Below are 19828 nucleotides of genomic sequence, written 5' to 3' on the forward strand. Positions count from 1 at the left end.
TTAGGAAACTCATAACAAAATAATAGGAACCCATAACAAAACAGCAGGAACGATTCACGTTCCTGCTGTTTTTGTCATGTGCGGCCCAATCGGGTGCTTCGATATTGACCGGGTGTCATTCCCAGTTTTTTTCGGAATAAGCGAATAAAATAATTGGCGTTCTCAATCCCGATCAGGACACCGATCTCGGATACGGGAAGGCTGGTATTTTCCAAAAGAGATTTAGCTTTACTCATCTGCAGCTCGTGTAGGTATTGAAGCGGACTCAGCCCTGTGTATTTCTTCAGGCAGCGGGAGAGATAGTCCACATGGAAATGGAGCGTTTCTTCCATATGCTTGGCATCGAAGGGACGGGTGATATGCTCTTCGAGATAGGTTATCGTTTGATCGCACAGTATTCTCGAGCGGGGAGTATATTGCAGGCGCATAGCCGACTGCAATTCGGTCAACAAGCCAGCGAGCTGACCCTGCAGCGGCAAGGACGTTGCGGGCGACAAGCTTAGGTGAAGCTCCATCATTCGCTGCAGGAAGGGAACAATGCTTGTGGTGTGCAGGCTTGTGAATTTGGGAATATACATGACCTGCCGGTGCGGAGTGACATCCAGGTTGGAGCCTTTTGTGAAGGGGGTCGACCATGGAATTTGTCCGCTATCCATCGTTCGGACAGGCGCTGGGTGGGCCAAGTGGAGCCAGTATATCTCCGTTTCTTCCTCGCAAGGGCGATGCCCGACATGCAGACGGTTCGGCTCAAGCACAAGCAAGGAGCCTGCTGTAATTTCGAATGGCACTTCATCTTCCGTCATGTACAAGGTGCCCTTCATTACAAAGAGCATGTCATACAAGTTAAACGAACGACTCAGGTGCTGCTGCCCCGGATCCCAGAAGGAGTGACCGATCGTCACTAATTGCGGAAGTGGGGGAATGGTTAGCTCCAGACAATTCATAAGGCCAGCCCTTTCCATTACTTCTTGATGCACCTATTGTATCATGCACTGAATTGCGAATGGTCGGAATTGTGCTATAAAAAGTCGTCTTTACACCTATTCGTCCAATGCTGGAAGGAATATATTAGGGGTATATGAACGAGAAAGGAAGCGAAATCATGCGATTCCGTCAAGTCCATCTGGATTTTCACACCTCGGAAGCCATTGTCCCCATTGGGGACCGTTTTAACAAAAAGCAGTTTCAAGACATGTTGAAGCTTGGGCATGTCGACTCAATTACGGTGTTCTCCAAGTGCCATCATGGCTGGGCGTATCATCCTTCGGAGGCCAATGAGATTCATCCGGGTTTAAGCTTCGATTTGCTTGCGGCGCAGATTGAGGCAGCTCATGAAATCAACGTAAAAACACCAGTGTACCTTTCGGCCGGTTTGGATGAAAAGCTAGCCCGCCGTCATCCCGAGTGGCTGATCCGTGACATGAATGATCGAACAAATTGGGCCGAAGGCTTCATGCAGCCAGGGTATCATCAATTTTGCATGAACTCTCCTTATCTCGATATCCTGATCGAACAGATTCGGGAAGTGTTGCTCCGATATGATGTAGACGGATTGTTTCTTGATATTGTGGGTGTACGCAAATGTTACTGTCATAACTGTGTAAACACCATACGGCATAAGGGGGATGACCCTCGCGACGAGGAAGCGATGAAGAGCCTCTGGGAGAGCACATATGCCAATTACACAGCCAGGGTGAAGGAAACGGTGGAATCGATAAAACCAGGTCTGCCCATTTTCCATAACGGTGGGCATATCAAGCGCGGTCGTCGTGACCTGGCTGCCATGAATACCCATTTGGAACTGGAGTCGCTGCCTACCGGCGGATGGGGGTATGACCATTTTCCTCTTTCGGCCAGGTACGTACAAACGCTCGGATTCGAATTTCTTGGCATGACCGGGAAATTTCATACCGCGTGGGGAGAATTCGGCGGATATAAACATCCAAACGCACTCCGATATGAAACCGCTCTCAGTCTTGCAAATGGTGCAAAATGTTCGATTGGGGATCAGCTTCAGCCTGACGGCCGCATGGATCCCGCAACCTATGAATTAATTGGTACGGCTTTTCGAGAAGTCGAAAGCAAGGAAGCATGGTGCGTGAATGCTGTGAACGTTGCGGATGTAGCGTTGTTGTCCTTGGAAGCAACGGGCGTGCACCCTAAAGCCCAAGAATACGCAAGTCGGAACGATTCGGATGCAGGGGCTGTACGCATGCTGCTGGAGGGCAATATCCTATTTGATGTGATTGATACGGAACATGATTTTTCGAATTATCAGGTGCTGATTTTACCGGATTATGTGGCGGTGAATGACGAGCTGAAGGGTAAGCTGGATTTGTTTTTGCAGCAGGGAGGTAAGGTCCTCGCCACAGGCTGGTCGGGTCTGAACCAGGACGGCACGTCCTTCGCTATTGATTTCGGAGTGAGATATGTGGGAGTGAATCCATACCGTCCGGACTTTTTTCATCCGTTGTTCAAGCCTGCGAGCCTGGGGGAAGCTTCTTTTGTCATGTATACGGAAGGCCAGAAGCTCGAACTTGCCGGAGGAACGGAGCTTGGAAGCAGGAAAGACCCGTATTTCAACCGCGATGTTTTTACCTTCTGTTCGCACCAGCACACGCCAAGCAGCGATGTTTATGGAGGACCGGGCATGGTAGAGAGCGCCAGCGGCATCTATCTGGCCTGGAATGTGTTCGAGGATTATGCGAACCAGGGAAGTCTGATCCTGAAGGAGACGATCCTGTATGCGCTGAACCGCCTCTTGCCTAATATAACGCTAAACACCGATCTGCCTGCCCAGGGCGTAACCACCCTGCAGGATCAAAAGCAAGAGAAAAGGCTGGTCCATCATCTGCTGTATGCGTCCCCGGTCCGCCGTGGCAAACAGATCGAAGTCATTGAGGATATCATCCCCCTATATGACGTTGAGGTGTCCATCCGGACCCCCCATCAAGTGAAGAATGTGTATTTGGCGCCGCAAGTGCAGTCCATTCCCTTTCAGTGGGAGAAGGGTTCGGTTAGCTACAAGGTTCCGAAGCTTGAATGCCATCAGATGGTAGTTATCGATTACGAGTGATATTGAGACAGGAAGGAAGCAAAGCGATGGACTTCAAACCGCTATCCATATTTATCGACCGCTTAACAGATTGGCGTATTCCATGGGCAGAGGTTTTGGTTATGCACCGTAATCAAGAGGTCTTCCGCTACCGCAGTGGTTATGCTGACTTGGAAGAACGTATTCCCATTCACGACAAGCAGATTATTCGGCTGTATTCACTGACCAAAATTCTGACCTGCACGGCAGCCCTTCAGCTGGTAGAAAAGGGAGCGCTCCTGTTAAATGATCCGTTGTCGGACTATCTTCCGGAATATGGCGAGATGGCCGTGAAGGTGACCTTGCCGAGCGGTGAAATGGTATTGGAAAAAGCCCAGAGAGCGATCCGGGTACGGGATCTCTTTACCATGTCGGCCGGGCTCTCTTATGATATCCGTTCCCCTTCGATCCGGGAAGTCGTAAGACGCACAAGCGGAAGAGCGCCAACCCGCGAAGTTGCGGCGGCCATCGCCGAAGAACCGCTGTTGTTCGAACCGGGGGCGAGGTGGAGCTACAGTTTAAGCCATGACGTTCTTGCCGCCTTGGTCGAAGTTGTCGATGGAAGACGGTTCGGCGCCTATGTTCGGGATGAAATTACCGGCCCGCTCGGGATGTGTGATACCGGCTTCGATGTATCGGAAGAAAAGCAAAGCCGTTTGGCTCCCCAGTATGAATATAGCGAGGCCTTAGGCAAACCTATTCCCAAGGAGGGGAACGATTACCGGATCGGTTCGGAATATGAGAGCGGCGGTGCCGGGTTATTCTCCACGGTGGATGACTACGCCGTCTTTCTGAATGCACTTACCCAACAAGGAACAAGCCCCGAAGGCGTTCGAATCCTGGCTGCCGAGACGGTGGATCTCATGAGAACGGATCATCTGACGGAGGCCACTCGCAGTCATTTCTCGTGGTCACAGCTTGCGGGGTATGGTTACGGGCTCGGTGTTCGCACCCATTGTTCTAAGCAGACCAGCGGGTCGCTTAGTCCGCTTGGTGAATTTGGCTGGAGCGGCGCAGCCGGTGCTCTGGCGATTATGGACCCGTCTTCTCAGCTGACCGTCATGTATGCGCAGCATATGTTGAACAATCAAGAGCCCTATGTGCATCCACGCTTGAGAAATCTCGTATACGCTTGCTTGAACCATCGTTAGGAGGAATTGGCATGAGAATTCGCTATGATCGCTTTCCGGGTGGGGTGCATAAGGCCATCACCCTGAGTTTCGATGATGGACAGATTCATGATAGGAGACTGGTCGGGAAGTTTAATGAATATGGTCTCAAAGGCACGTTTCACTTAAACAGCGGTACGCTCGGAAAAGAGGGATTTCTTACACGGGAGGAGATACGCCCCCTGTTCACAGGGCATGAAGTATCTGCACATACCGTCAGCCATCCTTTTCTCGAACAGTCGCCGGTCGAACAAATGGTTCAGGAAATCACGGAGGACCGAAAGGGACTGGAAGCTCTGCTTGGTTATCCTGTGCGTGGGATGAGCTATCCTTTTGGTACATATAATGACCAGCTAGTCTCGCTGCTGCCTTCGTTGGGAATAGAGTATGCCCGGACAGCAGCAAACGAGTTCGGGTTTAATATGCCTTTAGACTTCCTGAGATGGCATCCGACCTGCCATTATCGGCAAATGGTGGAGTACGCGCAGCAGTTACTCGCTTTAAAACAGAGGCATACCAAGATGGCTTTGCTGTATGTGTGGGGGCACAGCTATGAATTTGAGAACGACAACAACTGGGAACTGATCGATCGGTTTGGAGAACTCGTTGCCGGAAACGAAAACATCTGGTTTGCTACGAATGCTGAAATTGTTTCGTATATGCATGCATTACGGCAGCTCCGATTCTCGGCAGATTACCGGATCGTCCATAATCCTTCTGCACAAAGTGTATGGGTAAGCGTGGAAACGGACGTCGTAGAGCTTACGGCAGGCCAATTGACCGAGCTTGGTTGATGATCCTTTTTTGCTGTCATTCTCTGGATCATTGCTCCTAATAGATGAAGAGAGGACTGAAGTGCGATGTCTACCGAGGGAATGCAAACAACGGAATTACAAGGAAAACAACGTTATATACAAGCCATTGGGGACATTCTATCGAAAACGCTAAATAATATGGATAAGTTCGGGACCCGATTTCCCCATGTCAGCCTGAATGGAACCTATATTTTGAATGATAACGACGACTGGACAGATGGCTTCTGGCCAGGGATATTGTGGTTGTGCTATGAATATTCACACGATGAATGCTACCGGAAGGCAGCAGAAGAGGCTGTAGTAAGTTTACGTCAGCGGCTTGAGCAGCATGTCTCCCTGGATCACCATGATATCGGATTTCTGTACAGCTTATCGGCCAAAGCCCAGTGGATCATCACTGGCGATGAAGGCGCTCGGGAGCTGGCTCTTGCTGCAGCTGATGTATTAATGAAACGTTGGCGGACTACGAGTGACGGCAGCGGTTATATTCAAGCTTGGGGGGCCCCAGATAATGAGGAAGAAGCGGGGAGGATTATTATTGATTGCCTGCTTAATCTGCCGTTATTGTATTGGGCAAGCGAGCGGACGGGGGATCCAACGTATGGTGAAATAGCACAGATCCAAGCAGAGAAAACACGGCGTTATATCGTTAGAGGGGATGATAGTTCATATCATACGTTTTTCTTCGATGCGAAGTCGGGTGTTCCCATCGGCGGTGCCACTCATCAAGGCTACAGCAAAGGTTCGACCTGGACGCGAGGGCAAGCTTGGGGAGTATATGGGTTCGCACTATCCTATCGTTATACTGGAAATAAGGCATTTCTGGAGACTTCCAAACGCATGGCCCGCTACTTCCTTGAACATTTACCCGAGGACAGCGTTGCTTATTGGGACTTCAATGCTCCTGTAGCTGCGGATACTTACCGGGACAGTTCCGCCTCAGCGATCGTCGCTGCCGGACTGGTGGAGCTCATCTCCCATTTGGCTACTGGTGATCCGGATCGTCTGTATTTCGAGCGGATGCTGGCAACAAGCATGGAATCGCTAATCAACAACTATGCTACAATCGGTGTCGATGAAGCAGAGGGCTTTCTTAAGCATGGCTCGTACCATATCCATGGCGGCTTATCCCCGGATGATTATATGATTTGGGGCGACTACTTTTACCTGGAAGCGTTAATGCGTCTTGCACGTGGTATTCCTGGTTATTGGTATGAGCGTAAGGGGAAATAACGCTGTAATAACGGTTATATAAGGCATTGGGGAATAAGAGACTTGGAAAAAACAACGTACTGACACATTGGGATGATGATCCTCTTTCAAACTTGGTTCTTTGATAGGGCCGTGGGAGAGGGCATTGTCCCGTACTCTTTTTTAATATAGACATCCCTCCAGAAATCCGAAAACAATCAGAGATAACCTCCCCTTTAATTTTGTATATTCACTATTTGAGATCAATTACGAAAACGCTTTATTTTGTAATAAAATTACTGTTATACTAAATGAAAGATTGAAGTAATACATATTACTAAAAATGTCTTAGTCAGCTCAATGATCGTGATGAAATTCACAAAATGTGTGTAATCCTAGATTTACATAGAGGAGAGGTGAGTTAGGTTCGATCTTATCTGATATTGAAGGAGAGTTGCTGATGCAGAAAAATTGCCAGAAAGTTCGTAGTTTTCACACGCTAAATAAAGTAATTGCATGTGTTTTGTCACTCGTATTCGTCCTTATCACATGTGCGGTACCAGTCAACGCGGAAGAAGAACAGATTCAGACTACACCATCCAGAATTCCTTTAACAGAGTTAGAGGACATGATTGATTCTTATGTTGAGTCGTATCAGAAGTATACCGCTGCCGTTTCTGTTGTGGCGATCAAAGATGGCGAATTCATAGTAAATAAGGCATATGGCTTTGCGGATATTGAGAATCAGCGAAAGGCGGAACCATCCACTGTTTTTGAATGGGCTTCCATCTCTAAACTGTTGGTCTATACGAGTCTGATGCAGCTTGTCGAACAAGGGAAGCTTGATCTGGATACGGATATCAGAGAATATCTGCCAGAAGGATTTTTCAAAAAGCTCGAATACGATGAACCGATTACCCTATTGAACCTGATGCATCACAATGCGGGTTGGGAAGATCAAACAGCGACCGAAGTGTATTATTACGACGAGAATAAAGAATATGATTTAGGAGAAACGCTGCGTAAAAACGAGCCGAAACAGATATACAAACCGAATAGCGTCGTCGGATATTCGAACTATGGCGTTGGTCTAGGCGGTTACATCGTGGAATTGGTAAGTGGCCAACCTTATTATGAATATGTTAATCAACATATTTTTGAACCGCTTCATATGAACGATACTACGGTTCATCCAACGGGGCAGGATCGCCCAGACCTCGTGCAAAGAAGGAATAAGATTGAAGGGTATACGAAAAATTTGGAACTCATCCCTGAGAACAGAGTATACGTAACGTTCTATCCTACAGGTGCAGCCATGGGGACAGCAGAAGATTTAGGGAAATTCCTTGCAGCGCTGATGCCTGTTGATGATAACAGTGTATTATTTGCCAAGAGAGATACGTTAGACGAAATGTTGTCAACCAGTCTGTATTATGACGGGACTTCGATTCCGCGATTTGCGCATGGGTTCGCTGAGGTGGAATATTGGGTACCTACATTGCTTCATGAGGGGAATTTAAAAGGGTTTTCAAGCAAAGTTGTCTTTGATCCAGAATCCAAATTTGGAATGGTGGTCATGACAAACATTGCGTTTGAGGAAGTCTATTATTATGGACTTATTAGCAAGATTTTCGGTAACAGCACATACGTTAATTCGGTTACTTCTGAGGGGGGAGGATATTTTCAATCCGCAAGGCGGCCCGCCTCTAGATTTACCGATTTATTTAGGCTGCTGGATATAACCAAATTTTCAAAAGCGGAGCTAAGTAGCCTTTATAATGTAGTCGAGCATAATGGCGTTGTTGAGAAAATTTCCTACACTCCTTACATGGATTACTTACCTGTATCGAATCTAAAGGTGAACTTGATTGCAATATCTCTTATTCCCGTTGCGCTAGCTATCATTTACAACTTAGTTGCTTTGATTGGTTACATAATCCGGATGCTTCTTTACAAACTTAAAAAACGGGGATATCCTCCAACCCATTTTGATAAATATTATCTAGCTATTAATTTCGCAGGTGGGTTGCTCCTTCTTAATCTTTTTATCATCCTTACCAGACTTCCAAGTTATCCCGCATATTCTTCGTTACGCATCAATTTAGGGTTTAACCTGCTATATGTAGTTCTGGCAGTGGCGTATCTTGGTTTGCTCATTTACAAACTGCGGAAGAGTAGTTACGCCAAAAAGCAAAAGGTGATGTACATTATGTCTGGCATCTCGGCATTTATCTTGGCTGCTTTTGTTGTGGGATGGAATTTGTATGTTTAGAACAGTAACCGCTGAATATTGGTATTTCAAGTATTTCAAAGGCTAGAGGATGCCTTCTATACTTAAGTGACATAATAGTGGACTAATTATAAAGATGCAAAGACAGCATTTCCTTATTTGGACTGCTGTCTTTGTGTTAGTAAGACAGTTGGCAGCTAGTGTCTCGGAATATTGAAAGGGGAGGCAAGATCATCTTATTTTTTTATGTCTCAAAATAAATGTTTTAATGAAACTGTAAATTACCACTAGAATATTCAATAATAATAGACCTATATATCCATCCGTTAACTTTGTTCTTTCAATCCACTTATTCACTAACTCTCCCGAGAGAGCTTGTTTTTCTATATATTTGTTTATATCATTTTGATTTATTTCATCCATATGTATAAGTGGAAACTCCATGCTGTTGAGAGAAAAGGCTAGCGGTGGGTAGAACTCTACCCATTTTTGACCTGTCCATCGATCATACTTATAACGAAAGTCTGCGCTGGATTCAAGACTCTCCCACCTGAGAAAACCCAATACGATAAGAATACAGAGTGTGATGACGCTAATTATTAGGCCCTTGTTAATCAAATAAACACCATCCTTATATTTGTATTAATAAAAATACTGTTGTTATTCATCTAATATTTCATAATTAAAATTGTAGGACCACAAAGGCCATTTTATTTAGCGTTTAACATAAAATCACTTAATTATCCGTTTTATTCTAGAAAAATTTTCCGATATCTGTAAGTGGATTGTTTCATTTCGAATAAAATGCTAGCAAGATAAACAACCAATGAAAATCAAAGAACCTTTGCAAAAGGCACTTAAAGTTACAAAGATCAGCCTATTCTTCCGGGCTTCGTGTAGGTGAAGTTGTGCGTCTGCCTTGCAGTGATCTGGATAGTGAAAGGAAAACAATCATCGTGAGACAGGGGAAGGGGCACAAGGATCGGAGGACGCTTCTTTCAAATCTTGCCTGGGATATCGTGCAGAAATACATAGCAGAATATAGACCTAATGTTGGCTGTTTCCGGGGCAATCTTCTGACTGACATTTTACCGAGCGGAGCGTGTAGAAGGTTTTTGAAGAAGCAAGACGACGTGCAGGTATTGAGAAAAAGGTAAGTATTCATGCATTGAGGCATTCCTTTGCCACTCATTTGTTGGAAAACGAGACAGACCTGAGCTAATTATAGGAGCTACTTGGTCATACGAGTGCACGTACAACTCAACGATATTCGCATGTTAGTACGAAAAATATCCAGCGTAATCAAAGCCCGCTGGACCGGATGGAATTGAGAGATTGAGGGCTGCTCTAAGTCTCCCTTGCTCTCCAAACTTTTCTACGCAAATGTAACATTTTGGTTTATCATAGACGTAGTTCGGATAATGGAAGGAATGCGTTGTATTTACGAAGTACATAAATTAGATGTTATCTGAAATATCGGTAAACCATTTTAAAATATACACATCAAATTTAATTGAATTGAGGGAAGTAATTGAATTGGTTATTTAGCAATAAAGGGTGGTTATTCAGTGGAGTTGGGGTGGTAGCTTTAGGCGCAGTACTTAAGTTCATTTACTCAAAAATTAAAAAAGGGGAAAATGATAAAAGTAAAAATATAGATAGAATCTTTAAATTTGAAGATCAGGTATATTGGAAAAAAAGCGATTTGACGAAAGAAAATCCATATTGTCCTCGTTGTCTTGATGTAGAAAATAAAAAAGTGCATTTATCAAAGATATCGCCAAAATATAAAAATTATCAATGTCCAAATTGTAAAACCAAAATTATTAACGAATCAATTCCATCAATTAAGCCAGTTGTGATTAAGACGAATACAAAGCAGTTTAAGAGAAAGGATTTTTAAATGCTAATCAAAGATACCGATCCATCAGATAACATAATATTCAAGCTGCGGACATTCGTCCTTGGCCCGGCATTCGCCGGACACCCGACATGCGTCGGGTCGTGAATACAGGAACGTTATAGGAAATCAACAAAAGCTAATAAGAAAGGAAATGATTAAAATTAAATATCCTATTTCAGTGGACTTGAAGAATATTAGATTAAACAAAAAAGAAATAGCGAAAGTTAAAACATGTATTAGTTTTGATGATCTCAAAATAGATAAAACAATAGAAAGTACTCTTTTTACAAGAGAATACCTCGAAATTCCAATTTTGAACGGTGGCTCAAAAAGAATTTGCTTTTGTTTAATGAATCCTAGTAAAGCTGATACTGAATGCTCTGATAAGACAGTAAATATTGTTATAAACTTTGTAAATGAAAAACGCAAAGAAGAAGCTTTTGAAGATATCGGAACAATAGTTATTGTGAATTTATTTCCGTTTTATGAGACGGTATCCTCATTTCTGGGAGCAATTATAAACTATTTTGGAGAAGATCAAGATAAGGACTTAGAAGTTATGTTAGAAAAGAACCAGCAAGTAATTCTAGAACGATTGTCATCTAGTGATTGGATTGTTCTTGGCTGGGGAGATTGTCCAGACAACTTTAAAAAAGTAATTTATGATAGTGAAATTAAAGAAGTTTTGAAAGAAGCATCTAAAATGAAAAACGTATACATATTCGAAGATGAGAATAATAAAGGAATCACAATAAAAAAGCAACCAAGGCATCCAAATCGATTGCAACTTAATAGTTTAAAATTAGTCGAGGTTGAAATAAGTGAAGTTGAAATACAGAACAAAAGTAGGAGACCAGAAAAGTCATATGAAATTGAAGTGAAGAAAGAGATTTGACATCCTATAAAATAATATTCACGCTACGGACATACGCCCTTGATCCGGCAGATGCCGGATACCTGACATGCGTAGGGTCGTGAATAAAGAAACGTTAAGTGAAATTACCAAAGACAACAAATGCTTTGATGTGATCGAATACATTTCAAAATGTGAAAGAGTAGGATCTTAAATAAACACAGCTTTTAAAATCTAGTAAAGGGGAGAAAAGTTAATGAGTTATCAAAAGTTTTCTCTAATACCTGGTCAAATAGAAATCGTTACTTCTAAAGGAGAATCTAATTATAAAGAGGTACTGAATGATTTTGATTCAGCGGATTATATTTTTGTGACGACTTATAATATATCCCAAAATAGAAAAGCGTTATTAAATTCGCTGAAAGAAGCAGCGAAACATGCAGAGGTAAGAATTGTAGCCAATATACCAAATCGTTTCGAGACTTATTATGGCGATAAGGTACGTAAGAAAGCTAGAGAAAGTATAAACAATTATACGAAGAAACTTAATAGCAACGACGAAGAATCAATAGATGCTTTTTTTAATTTTCAAAATCATTCTAAAGTTATCCTTACAAACAATATTGCTTACATCGGCTCTGCTAACTTCTCTGAAGAAAGCAGTAATAATAGAGAAACTGGATTTATAATAAGAGATAAAAATCTCGTTCAAGTTGTGATAGATAATCTTGTTCCAATAATTTTGAACGAAAGTATCAGATATTACGGGAATTCTTTCGAGGAAAAAAAGCTTGTATTTTCATTGCTTGCTTCTCGGCTTGAGTCTGCTTCTATAAGAATTGAAGAAGAATCCTATACGTACGTTGGAAGATTTGAAGAAGTGAAAAACTATAATTACTGGGACCCACAGCTTCATCAAGAATCGTTAGAAAATGTCTTAGAGCTTTTAGAAGAAGTTGAAGAAGAAATATATAGAGTTAATGAATTGTACGAAACGGATGAATTCGCAGATTTAATAGATTCAGAATCTATCGAACAAATTAAAATTCTTTTTTCACAAAATGAACATATCTCAGAATTAGCAAATTTCAGCGAGAGAAACTATGCTTCAGATTTGATTGCTGAATGGAATGTTCATAATGAGGATATGGACGAAGCTGCGCAACAAGCCTCAGAACAGACTGCTGAGAGAAAACGAGAGTTAGCAGAAGCTGCGCAAGAAGATGTAGAGAATTTTTTCTTATATATCTCAAAAATTCAGAATAGTTTTGAATCAGTCATTACAAAGCTTAAAAAACTAGAAGAAGAACAAAAAATGAATATTGATAACACGTAATTCAAAAAATGAGTGAGTCAAAATTAAAGGCTCACTCATTTTTAAAAGTAAAACTAGCAAGAAAACAGTAACTTCACTTAACATAATATTCACGCTGCGGGCATACGCCCTTGGTCCAGCATTCGTTGGACACCCGACATATGTCGGGTCGTGAATACAGGAACGTTATAGGAAATCAGCTAAAGTCCAAACAAACATTTAGGAGAATTAAATGGAACTTAAATACAAGGAAATCAGAAATTACAACGAAGAAGAGATTAAAGAAATATTAGAACGACAGGTGATTGAAGAGCTGATTTTGGTATCGCTATCAGTGGGAATGCATCATTCCAATTGGAGGATTGCTCAGAATCTGTGTTTGAAATTAGCCGAACATTCTCATCCTCATGTTAGGGCAAATGCAATATTGGGGTTAGCTCATGTTGCACGAACCAAAGGGGAGCTTGATAAAAGAATAGTAAAACCAATGATATTACAAGAATTGAAGAATAATGAAGAACATAGAGGGACGATTATAGATGCAATAAGTGATATAAACCATTTTTTAGAATGGAACTTGGCTAGAAAGCATGATTTGTAGGAGATTCGTAGAAGTGGCTGACATCCTATAACATAATATTCACGCATCGGACATTCGTCATGTCGAGTCGTGAATATGGGAACGTTATCGGAAATTCCTTAAAGGAGAGACATTATGGAAACATTGATAAGAAATCTGATTTATTCATCAATACAAAATTTTTTTCAGAATGAGAACGACTTTTTTGAGTATACAAGTCAAACAGGCATGACTGAATGGAACTTAACCCATCATGTCTCTAATGAACTCAGTAAGTATATTTTTTGGCTTAATCATGAATTGGATGTAACAAAATTAGAGTACAAACGAAAGAGGCCTGATGTTATTTTTCACAAACGAGCGAGCAATCGTTTTAATTTCCTTGTAGTAGAAGCTAAAAAAAATCGTAGAGATAAACAAAGAGATATACAAAAAATTGAAGAACATTGGATGAGCAAAACTCTTAATTACCGATTTGGAGCATACATTAATATTTGGGGCCCTAACCAGTTTAAAGCGTTTTTGATAGTGCAAGAATTTGATGGATTTAAAGAGATAGAAATCACTAAAAATAATAGTGAATATATATCACTTCACATATTAGGAGAGCAATTTAAGAATCATATTAGAAAAACCTTTCATGAAGTAAATGAAGAATCGACGGGTGAATTTTTAGAGAAAAACTTAGAGAAAAAACTAGATAATGAAATTTTAAAATTGTTTTCATTAGCAAATCGGAACATCCGATAACATAATATTCACGCTGCGGACATTCGTCCTTGGTCTGGCAGTCGCCAGACACCCAGCATGCGCTGGGTCGTGAATACAGGAACGTTATAAGAAATCGGTGTAAAGAGTAAACTCATAATTAATGCAAATATATAGGAGTAAATCTATGAATTACAAATATAGTCTATTCGACGAGGATGGCAGTTTAATTATCGGACATTGCGATAATATTGCTGGATTATTAGAAACGAACATTAGTGAAACTGCGGATGAGGATTACTACGATCTCAGTTTTATTAATTTTCATTTCAACGCTGACTTTAAACAGATTTGCTCAAACCGAAAGTATCCCATAAGTAATTTATACATACTTATTTTAGATCATTGTGGTAATAAGATAGGTAATTATTATTTTGTATTGAATACTCAGAAAGTATTTACCTCTTCAGATTTAAAAGATGGGCAAGATGTTAATATTGCTGGTTATCTTCCAATTGCTCTTTCTATGGAAATTCTAAGACTCTGGGATCTTGGTAGAGAGTTAAAACAAAAAAATATTTGGTCTCAATTTACTAACCGCCAACGCGAGATCTGGATGGAGATAATCAGAAATCGCGATAATTGTTGTAAAATCTCCAGTAATATTAAGGACATAACTAATCAAACGTACTATGTTGATGGTCGACATATCACAGATAAGATTTCTTTTTATTTTGCGCTGGGTGAATCCATCAATGGCCCTGGAGGTTATTTCGGCGGATGTCTGGACAGCTTGTCAGATTGCTTGTGCGGAGGTTTTGGTGTGAAACCACCTTTTACGATTGGAATCAATGGATTTGCTAATAAAAGCGAAATAATTGAGAATATTTTAGAAGTGCTTAACGAACATAATGTTAAAATCAAACTTTAAAACTAAAAATGATTTTTTGAAAGTTAATCGAAGAAGACACCCACATCTTATAACAAAATATTCAAGCAGCGGCTCCTTTCGAGCCAACATTGGAGCGTTCGCTTCATTTAATCAACCATTGCCCTCGGAAATGTCTGGGCTGGAAAACCGCTCACGAATCTTTCACAGAGGAACTGTCGCACTTGGTTTGAGAATCAACCACATAAAAATGGTAGGTGAAATTAATGCAAATAAGATGAAGGTGGATAATACTTACAATTTTATCTGGTTCGAGGAAACAAAACAACTGGTGGCGTATGCAGGATCTGTAAGTATCAAAAACCCGACATAAATTGCGGGTTTTTGATATTTTATTGTTGGGAGATGAAAGGCGCTATCCAGTAAATTCCTGGACCCATGTGTTGTTATAATAAGCAATACCGATATGAGTATAACTATTATTCAGTATATTTGCTTTGTGACCAGGGCTATTCATCCACTCCTTCATAACCTGGGTAGGGGTGGTTTGCCCTTTTGCGATGTTTTCTCCAGCGGTATTATATGTGATCCCGAATTCCTTCATCATATCGAAGGGGGATCCATGTGTTGGCGAATTATGATCAAAGTAACTGTGGTTGTACATGTCCTGTGCCTTGACCATAGCCACATTTGACAATTCTTCATCCCTACTCAAGGAACTTAATCCCGTTTTGGCCCTTTCTTGATTGACCAGATCCAGAACCTGCTGCTCAAAATCTGTTTTATCCGTAGTATTTTTTTTACCTTCCTGTACTTGTCCTGTTGGCTCCTTATTTTCAGGATTTCCTGCAGGTGCCTGATTTACTGGATTTCCATCCGGTGTTCGAATCAGATCCAACAAATCCAATGGAATTCCATTTTGGGCTTCTTTTGTTGTAATAGATTTCTCTTGCCAAGATGTAGCTGTTGATGATGCCTTTGTGAGGACAGAGTTTGGTGCAGCAGCATGATCATGAATTGAAATTTGTTTTTGCTCAGGAGTCACTTGTTTTTGCATCATATTGTTATGGGACGAACAGCCTGCCACCAATAATAATATTGTTAAAACGAAAAACTTTGCCATTTGCCAACCTCCTAGATCCGTTAGTTAATGAAGTTCCCGGATTTATGTTTTCCTGTATGCCATTTACTTATTCCTAATATGGTTCTCTCCTTATCCAGTACTTTTTTATGATCGATACCATTTAGATCGCCTTGTCTTTTTTTGTGTCTCGAGGAAAGCAAAGCGTGTTGCGAATGGTTATGGATAAAGAAGGCCATATCGGATCATAAATGCATCACGGGATGAATGTTATCTATTTCAATGGGATTCCTGATGATTGGAGTATTTCGATGGATAATTGGGAGAATCTATTCAAACTAATTTCACTCATTCATTATTGCCGCGAGATACAGTGTACTTTTCGAAGTCCTGCTTAACTAAACGCCTCCGTTGGTGGGATAGACAATTTTATAGAGTATAAACCATATGCTGCATCATATAAAACAAACTGAAAGCTAGTATTTGATAATTCGATGAAGTCAGAAACTGCGCTTAACACAGTATTCAAGCTGTGGGGCTATCGCCCCTTGATTGACAGATGTATAATCATGGAAGAAATCTCAGTCAACAAACGCCCCAGCCTAAGATAAGAGCGGACTCAGGCGACAACCACTGAGAGGCAAGTCTGACGGACCCAGTCGCTACGCTCCTTTAACCCTCTCGGATTCGTGAATACAGCAACGTTATCTGAAATCAGGACAAATATGTAATATCAAAATCTAGGAGTGTGATTCGACTTGGAGAACTCAAATTTAAAAGATCTTATTGAAAAATACCTGAGCGCATATAACACGTTTAACATTGATGGAATGATAGGAGTTTTGAATGAAAATATTCATTTTCGAAACATCTCTAAAGGTGAAGTGAATTCGGAAACAAAGGGGATTCAGGAATTTCGAACATTAGCAGAGCAGTCAATTCAAGTATTTTCTCAAAGGCGTCAAGTAATAAAGAACATTATTTTCGCAGGAGATAAAGCAGAGGTTGACATTGATTATGAGGGAATATTGTCCAGTGATCTCCCTAATGGAATGAAGGCAGGAGAAACATTAAAACTACAAGGGAAATCAATATTTCAAATAAAAGATAAGAAGTTAATACTGATTGAAGATCATAGTTGAAACATTATAGAAAGTTATTCATAGATTACCCTGAATTCAGATAACAATATATTTATGCATCGAGCATACGCCCTCGGTCCGACAGAAGCATTTCAGGGAAGCAGAGGCTGCCGGACATACTTGGCATAAGCCAAGCGTCAATGAATGCGGGAACGTTAGCCGAAAGAAGTTCTTAATTTAGGAGGAGTCAATATGATACTAGAAAAAGTTATAGATAGAATTGAAATACAAAGTGAATATAAGGATTTGGTTGATAAGTATATAGATCAGATCCTTACCGAATTCAAAGGTAAGATTCATAGCGTTTATATGTGTGGCTCAATTCCCAAAGGAACTGCTACACCTTTTAAGTCAGATGCGGACTTTACTATAGTCTGTGCAAATCCCAAAGATATTGATTACGAAAAATTGACAAATATTAAAGACAGGCTTTTGAAAGAATATCCATTCATCACTAAGATTGATACGATCATTTGCTCGATTGACGATGTATTAAGTAAACCGAATGAGTGGGGTTTTTGGGTTAAGATCATTTGTGTTTGCCTATATGGTGATGACATTGGTGAAAAAGTACCACCGATCATTATTTCTCCAGAGTTTATTCTAGACTTAAATATAGAGACCAAGGAAGAAGTAGATCGTATACGTCGTTCACTTTCTACTGCTAGTGATGACACGCTGAAAACTAGATATATTAAAGGGTATTCGAAGAGATTAATTCGTGCATTATACTCTTTGGTTATAGTAGATACAGGTGTATGGCAAGATGACATTGTTGAGATGAAGAATGCCATAATAAAGTATTGCGAGATTGACTCCGCTTTAGTTGAGTATCTGTATGCTTGTTACTTGGATAGTGATGTACTTGTTGAAGAGTTTCTGGGAATTGCAGATGAAGTATATAGCTATTTTGAGAACGCTTTAAATGCAATGAGAAAATCATAAAGCAGTTTAAAAATTGCGATGTCAGTACGGATCGATACTCGACTCAGCATCTAAGTGGACTAAGCCGAGTATGCAATAAATTTCATAGTTGGCCACGAACTCACTTGGTTACTTATCATAGCGAGGGTTATACTAATATATAATGAGAGCTATCTTAGGCTGCTTCGTTATGCCGTGCATCATAGCCTGGTTTTAACAAGCTTTTACGAAGAGAAACTCCTTCTGGTTGAAATGGTCTATTATAGATACAGATTACGTACAGATTGAAACATAGCAGCATGAATTGAACAAAAAAGTGGTGGTTGAATTGGGGTAACCGTTAAAGATTTACTGCAGCTTCCTTCATTTAGAGGAGCTCAGGTGCTCACTGGAACAAGCAGGCTTCATCAGACCGTTTCCTCTTTATCTGTGTTGGAAGTGGCGGATGTCAATTTCTTTTCGCAAATTATTCAAACCGTTCAAGAGGAATGGTATGCTGAAGAGCTGGTCATCAGCTCTTTTTATTCCATTAAGGACAGCGTGGAGCAGCAATGTCAGACAGTTCAATACTTGCATGACCTTGGTGAAATGGGATTGATTTTGTACTATGTTGGCATTGTATTGCCGGATATTGCAGCTGAAGTGCTTGAGCTGGCAGAATCACTGAATTTTATTATCATTTGCATGCCGAGAAACGATTACTCGCTTAGGTATAATGAAGTCATTTATGAAGCCATGGAGGCAATCGTAAGCAATCAGAAGGTGAATGAGCATTTCGTAAATGAATCACTGGAAAAGGTCTCGCTGCTGCCGGAACATTTGCGGAGCGTGGAAATTACCCTTAAACTGCTGTCGGACCGGATGAAAGCGAACATCGTTCTGACAAACAGCAACCTGGATATCATCAATCGTGTCATGTGGCCGCGCAATTCATCGCTTGATGTAACGAGTCTGATCCGGTCCATGGCGCCTTCTATTTTGAACGGCAGACTGGGAGAAGATGAGCTGGATTCGTCCTGCTTTGTTGAATACAAACGTGTTCATCAAAAAAATGGGGAGGTCCTTTACCTGTTTCTCATCAAAGAGAATACGAAGCTGCCTCCGAAGACGATGGATCAAATCAGCGAAGTGGTGCAGGTGGCCATCAATTTGTGGGGAGATAAGCATAACGAGGTCAGCGAGTACGCTTTGGTTAAAGCCATCGTGAATGATGAAAGCGAAAAAATGCGCAGATTGGCCAGTTTGCTCCATATTGACGTTTCCGGGATTCAAATGATGTGGCTCGTGTACGTTCGGGATCTGTCGGAGGAAAGAAGGGTAAGGGAAGACTTAAAAGCGCATCTCCTGCAATATTATAAAACCGCGGTCATTCAAACGATCGATCACTGCGTTGTCGTGTTGCTAGGGAATTGTTCCTCTAAATACAATGAGTATGAAATCGCAGCGGAATATATCGAAACGACGAGTCTCATTGCTGACATATCAAGCATCGTGTATTCTCCGAGAATGCGTAACACACAGGACGTACGCCGAATGTATCAGCTCGTTAACGGAGTCTCTAAAGAAGTTCACCGCATTTATCATCACCGCAAATTGTACACCGCGGCTGAAGTTCGTTCTATGAAACGAGCCATAGACCTCAGTAAGCAAGGGGAAGAAATCACAGAAGAATGCTTGTCCGTCATGGAGCCAATTATGGACGACCCTGACGCGTTGAAAACCCTGATGACTTTTCTGCTGGATGCGAAGGGGAATATCGATGATTGCAGCAAGCTGTTGTTCGTCCACAAAAATACGGTGAAATATCGCATTAAAAAAATTTGCGAGCTCATAGGGTATGATGTGACCATCAATTCCGAATCGTACGATGTTTATATCGCCTGCATGGTCTATCGTCTCATTCATGACTAAAAGTTCCGATGTTTTGTCCAATA

18 protein-coding genes and 1 pseudogene are annotated in these 19828 nt (G+C 41.4%); 17 read left to right on the forward strand and 2 right to left on the reverse strand.

The window, feature by feature from the left end:
• Nucleotides 1–74: 74 nt before the first annotated feature.
• Nucleotides 75–962 carry a helix-turn-helix transcriptional regulator gene (locus tag MHB82_RS07595; RefSeq protein WP_341174312.1) on the reverse strand — a complete coding sequence of 296 codons (888 nt, stop codon included), beginning with the start codon at nt 960–962 and terminating at the stop codon, nt 75–77.
• Between the two features lie 140 nt (nt 963–1102).
• On the opposite strand from MHB82_RS07595, the gene MHB82_RS07600 reads away from it, so the two are divergent.
• The 14 genes and pseudogenes from MHB82_RS07600 to MHB82_RS07665 form a co-directional block, all read left to right on the forward strand.
• Nucleotides 1103–3076 carry a beta-galactosidase trimerization domain-containing protein gene (locus MHB82_RS07600; protein ID WP_341174313.1) on the forward strand — a complete coding sequence of 658 codons (1974 nt, stop codon included), beginning with the start codon at nt 1103–1105 and terminating at the stop codon, nt 3074–3076.
• Nucleotides 3043–4245, forward strand: coding sequence for a serine hydrolase domain-containing protein (locus MHB82_RS07605; RefSeq protein WP_341174314.1), 1203 nt, complete (start codon nt 3043–3045; stop codon nt 4243–4245). The genes MHB82_RS07600 and MHB82_RS07605 overlap by 34 nt, the downstream gene beginning before the upstream one ends.
• A gap of 11 nt (nt 4246–4256) precedes the next feature.
• Complete coding sequence (locus MHB82_RS07610) at nt 4257–5057, forward strand: polysaccharide deacetylase family protein (protein ID WP_341174315.1); 801 nt, start codon at nt 4257–4259, stop codon at nt 5055–5057.
• Between the two features lie 66 nt (nt 5058–5123).
• Nucleotides 5124–6311 carry a glycoside hydrolase family 88 protein gene (locus MHB82_RS07615; RefSeq protein WP_341174316.1) on the forward strand — a complete coding sequence of 396 codons (1188 nt, stop codon included), beginning with the start codon at nt 5124–5126 and terminating at the stop codon, nt 6309–6311.
• Nucleotides 6312–6729: 418 nt separating this feature from the next.
• Nucleotides 6730–8541, forward strand: a complete 1812-nt coding sequence (locus MHB82_RS07620; RefSeq protein WP_341174317.1) for a serine hydrolase domain-containing protein — start codon at nt 6730–6732, stop codon at nt 8539–8541.
• 866 nt (nt 8542–9407) lie between these two features.
• Nucleotides 9408–9656 (forward strand): hypothetical protein, encoded by a 249-nt coding sequence (locus MHB82_RS07625; RefSeq protein WP_341174318.1) that lies wholly within the window; start codon nt 9408–9410, stop codon nt 9654–9656.
• Nucleotides 9657–9658: 2 nt separating this feature from the next.
• Nucleotides 9659–9721 carry a hypothetical protein gene (locus tag MHB82_RS07630; RefSeq protein ID WP_341176607.1) on the forward strand — a complete coding sequence of 21 codons (63 nt, stop codon included), beginning with the start codon at nt 9659–9661 and terminating at the stop codon, nt 9719–9721.
• Nucleotides 9722–10030: 309 nt separating this feature from the next.
• Entirely contained in the window at nt 10031–10402 is a 372-nt protein-coding gene (locus MHB82_RS07635) for a hypothetical protein (RefSeq protein ID WP_341174319.1), read from the forward strand.
• A gap of 151 nt (nt 10403–10553) precedes the next feature.
• Nucleotides 10554–11297, forward strand: coding sequence for a DUF1643 domain-containing protein (locus MHB82_RS07640; protein ID WP_341174320.1), 744 nt, complete (start codon nt 10554–10556; stop codon nt 11295–11297).
• 214 nt (nt 11298–11511) lie between these two features.
• Nucleotides 11512–12591: a phospholipase D-like domain-containing protein gene (locus MHB82_RS07645; protein ID WP_341174321.1), complete on the forward strand. Its 1080-nt coding sequence runs from the start codon at nt 11512–11514 to the stop codon at nt 12589–12591.
• A gap of 211 nt (nt 12592–12802) precedes the next feature.
• The gene (locus tag MHB82_RS07650) at nt 12803–13171 is read left to right on the forward strand and encodes a hypothetical protein (protein ID WP_341174322.1); all 369 of its coding nucleotides are present in this window, start codon (nt 12803–12805) and stop codon (nt 13169–13171) included.
• Between the two features lie 114 nt (nt 13172–13285).
• Nucleotides 13286–13900 (forward strand): hypothetical protein, encoded by a 615-nt coding sequence (locus MHB82_RS07655; RefSeq protein ID WP_341174323.1) that lies wholly within the window; start codon nt 13286–13288, stop codon nt 13898–13900.
• A gap of 145 nt (nt 13901–14045) precedes the next feature.
• The gene (locus MHB82_RS07660) at nt 14046–14789 is read left to right on the forward strand and encodes a barstar family protein (protein ID WP_341174324.1); all 744 of its coding nucleotides are present in this window, start codon (nt 14046–14048) and stop codon (nt 14787–14789) included.
• A gap of 89 nt (nt 14790–14878) precedes the next feature.
• Nucleotides 14879–14980 (forward strand): annotated as a pseudogene (locus tag MHB82_RS07665) (IS30 family transposase); the annotation flags it as partial.
• A gap of 182 nt (nt 14981–15162) precedes the next feature.
• Here the strand turns inward: MHB82_RS07665 and MHB82_RS07670 are convergent.
• Nucleotides 15163–15870, reverse strand: coding sequence for a CAP domain-containing protein (locus MHB82_RS07670; RefSeq protein ID WP_341174325.1), 708 nt, complete (start codon nt 15868–15870; stop codon nt 15163–15165).
• A gap of 716 nt (nt 15871–16586) precedes the next feature.
• Here MHB82_RS07670 and MHB82_RS07675 point away from each other — a divergent pair.
• The 3 genes from MHB82_RS07675 to MHB82_RS07685 all read left to right on the forward strand — a co-directional run bounded on the left by MHB82_RS07675 (nt 16587) and on the right by MHB82_RS07685 (nt 19805).
• Nucleotides 16587–16970 (forward strand): nuclear transport factor 2 family protein, encoded by a 384-nt coding sequence (locus MHB82_RS07675; protein ID WP_341174326.1) that lies wholly within the window; start codon nt 16587–16589, stop codon nt 16968–16970.
• 192 nt (nt 16971–17162) lie between these two features.
• A complete protein-coding gene (locus tag MHB82_RS07680; RefSeq protein ID WP_341174327.1) occupies nt 17163–17915 on the forward strand; it encodes a nucleotidyltransferase domain-containing protein in 753 nt (250 codons plus the stop codon).
• 360 nt (nt 17916–18275) lie between these two features.
• Complete coding sequence (locus MHB82_RS07685; RefSeq protein WP_445671224.1) at nt 18276–19805, forward strand: PucR family transcriptional regulator; 1530 nt, start codon at nt 18276–18278, stop codon at nt 19803–19805.
• Nucleotides 19806–19828 lie beyond the last annotated feature (23 nt).

Origin of the sequence: Paenibacillus sp. FSL K6-2862 (assembly GCF_038005125.1) — a bacterium.
GTDB lineage: Bacteria > Bacillota > Bacilli > Paenibacillales > Paenibacillaceae > Paenibacillus > Paenibacillus illinoisensis_A.

Excerpts from the sequence above, each read along its gene's own strand:
- MHB82_RS07595 (WP_341174312.1), bottom strand. The coding sequence starts at position 962 with ATGGAAAGGGCTGGCCTTATGAATTGTCTGGAGCTAACCATTCCCCCA.
- MHB82_RS07600 (WP_341174313.1), top strand. The coding sequence starts at position 1,103 with ATGCGATTCCGTCAAGTCCATCTGGATTTTCACACCTCGGAAGCCATT.
- MHB82_RS07605 (WP_341174314.1), top strand. The coding sequence starts at position 3,043 with ATGCCATCAGATGGTAGTTATCGATTACGAGTGATATTGAGACAGGAA.
- MHB82_RS07610 (WP_341174315.1), top strand. The coding sequence starts at position 4,257 with ATGAGAATTCGCTATGATCGCTTTCCGGGTGGGGTGCATAAGGCCATC.
- MHB82_RS07615 (WP_341174316.1), top strand. The coding sequence starts at position 5,124 with ATGTCTACCGAGGGAATGCAAACAACGGAATTACAAGGAAAACAACGT.
- MHB82_RS07620 (WP_341174317.1), top strand. The coding sequence starts at position 6,730 with ATGCAGAAAAATTGCCAGAAAGTTCGTAGTTTTCACACGCTAAATAAA.
- MHB82_RS07640 (WP_341174320.1), top strand. The coding sequence starts at position 10,554 with ATGATTAAAATTAAATATCCTATTTCAGTGGACTTGAAGAATATTAGA.
- MHB82_RS07645 (WP_341174321.1), top strand. The coding sequence starts at position 11,512 with ATGAGTTATCAAAAGTTTTCTCTAATACCTGGTCAAATAGAAATCGTT.
- MHB82_RS07650 (WP_341174322.1), top strand. The coding sequence starts at position 12,803 with ATGGAACTTAAATACAAGGAAATCAGAAATTACAACGAAGAAGAGATT.
- MHB82_RS07655 (WP_341174323.1), top strand. The coding sequence starts at position 13,286 with ATGGAAACATTGATAAGAAATCTGATTTATTCATCAATACAAAATTTT.
- MHB82_RS07660 (WP_341174324.1), top strand. The coding sequence starts at position 14,046 with ATGAATTACAAATATAGTCTATTCGACGAGGATGGCAGTTTAATTATC.
- MHB82_RS07670 (WP_341174325.1), bottom strand. The coding sequence starts at position 15,870 with ATGGCAAAGTTTTTCGTTTTAACAATATTATTATTGGTGGCAGGCTGT.
- MHB82_RS07680 (WP_341174327.1), top strand. The coding sequence starts at position 17,163 with ATGATACTAGAAAAAGTTATAGATAGAATTGAAATACAAAGTGAATAT.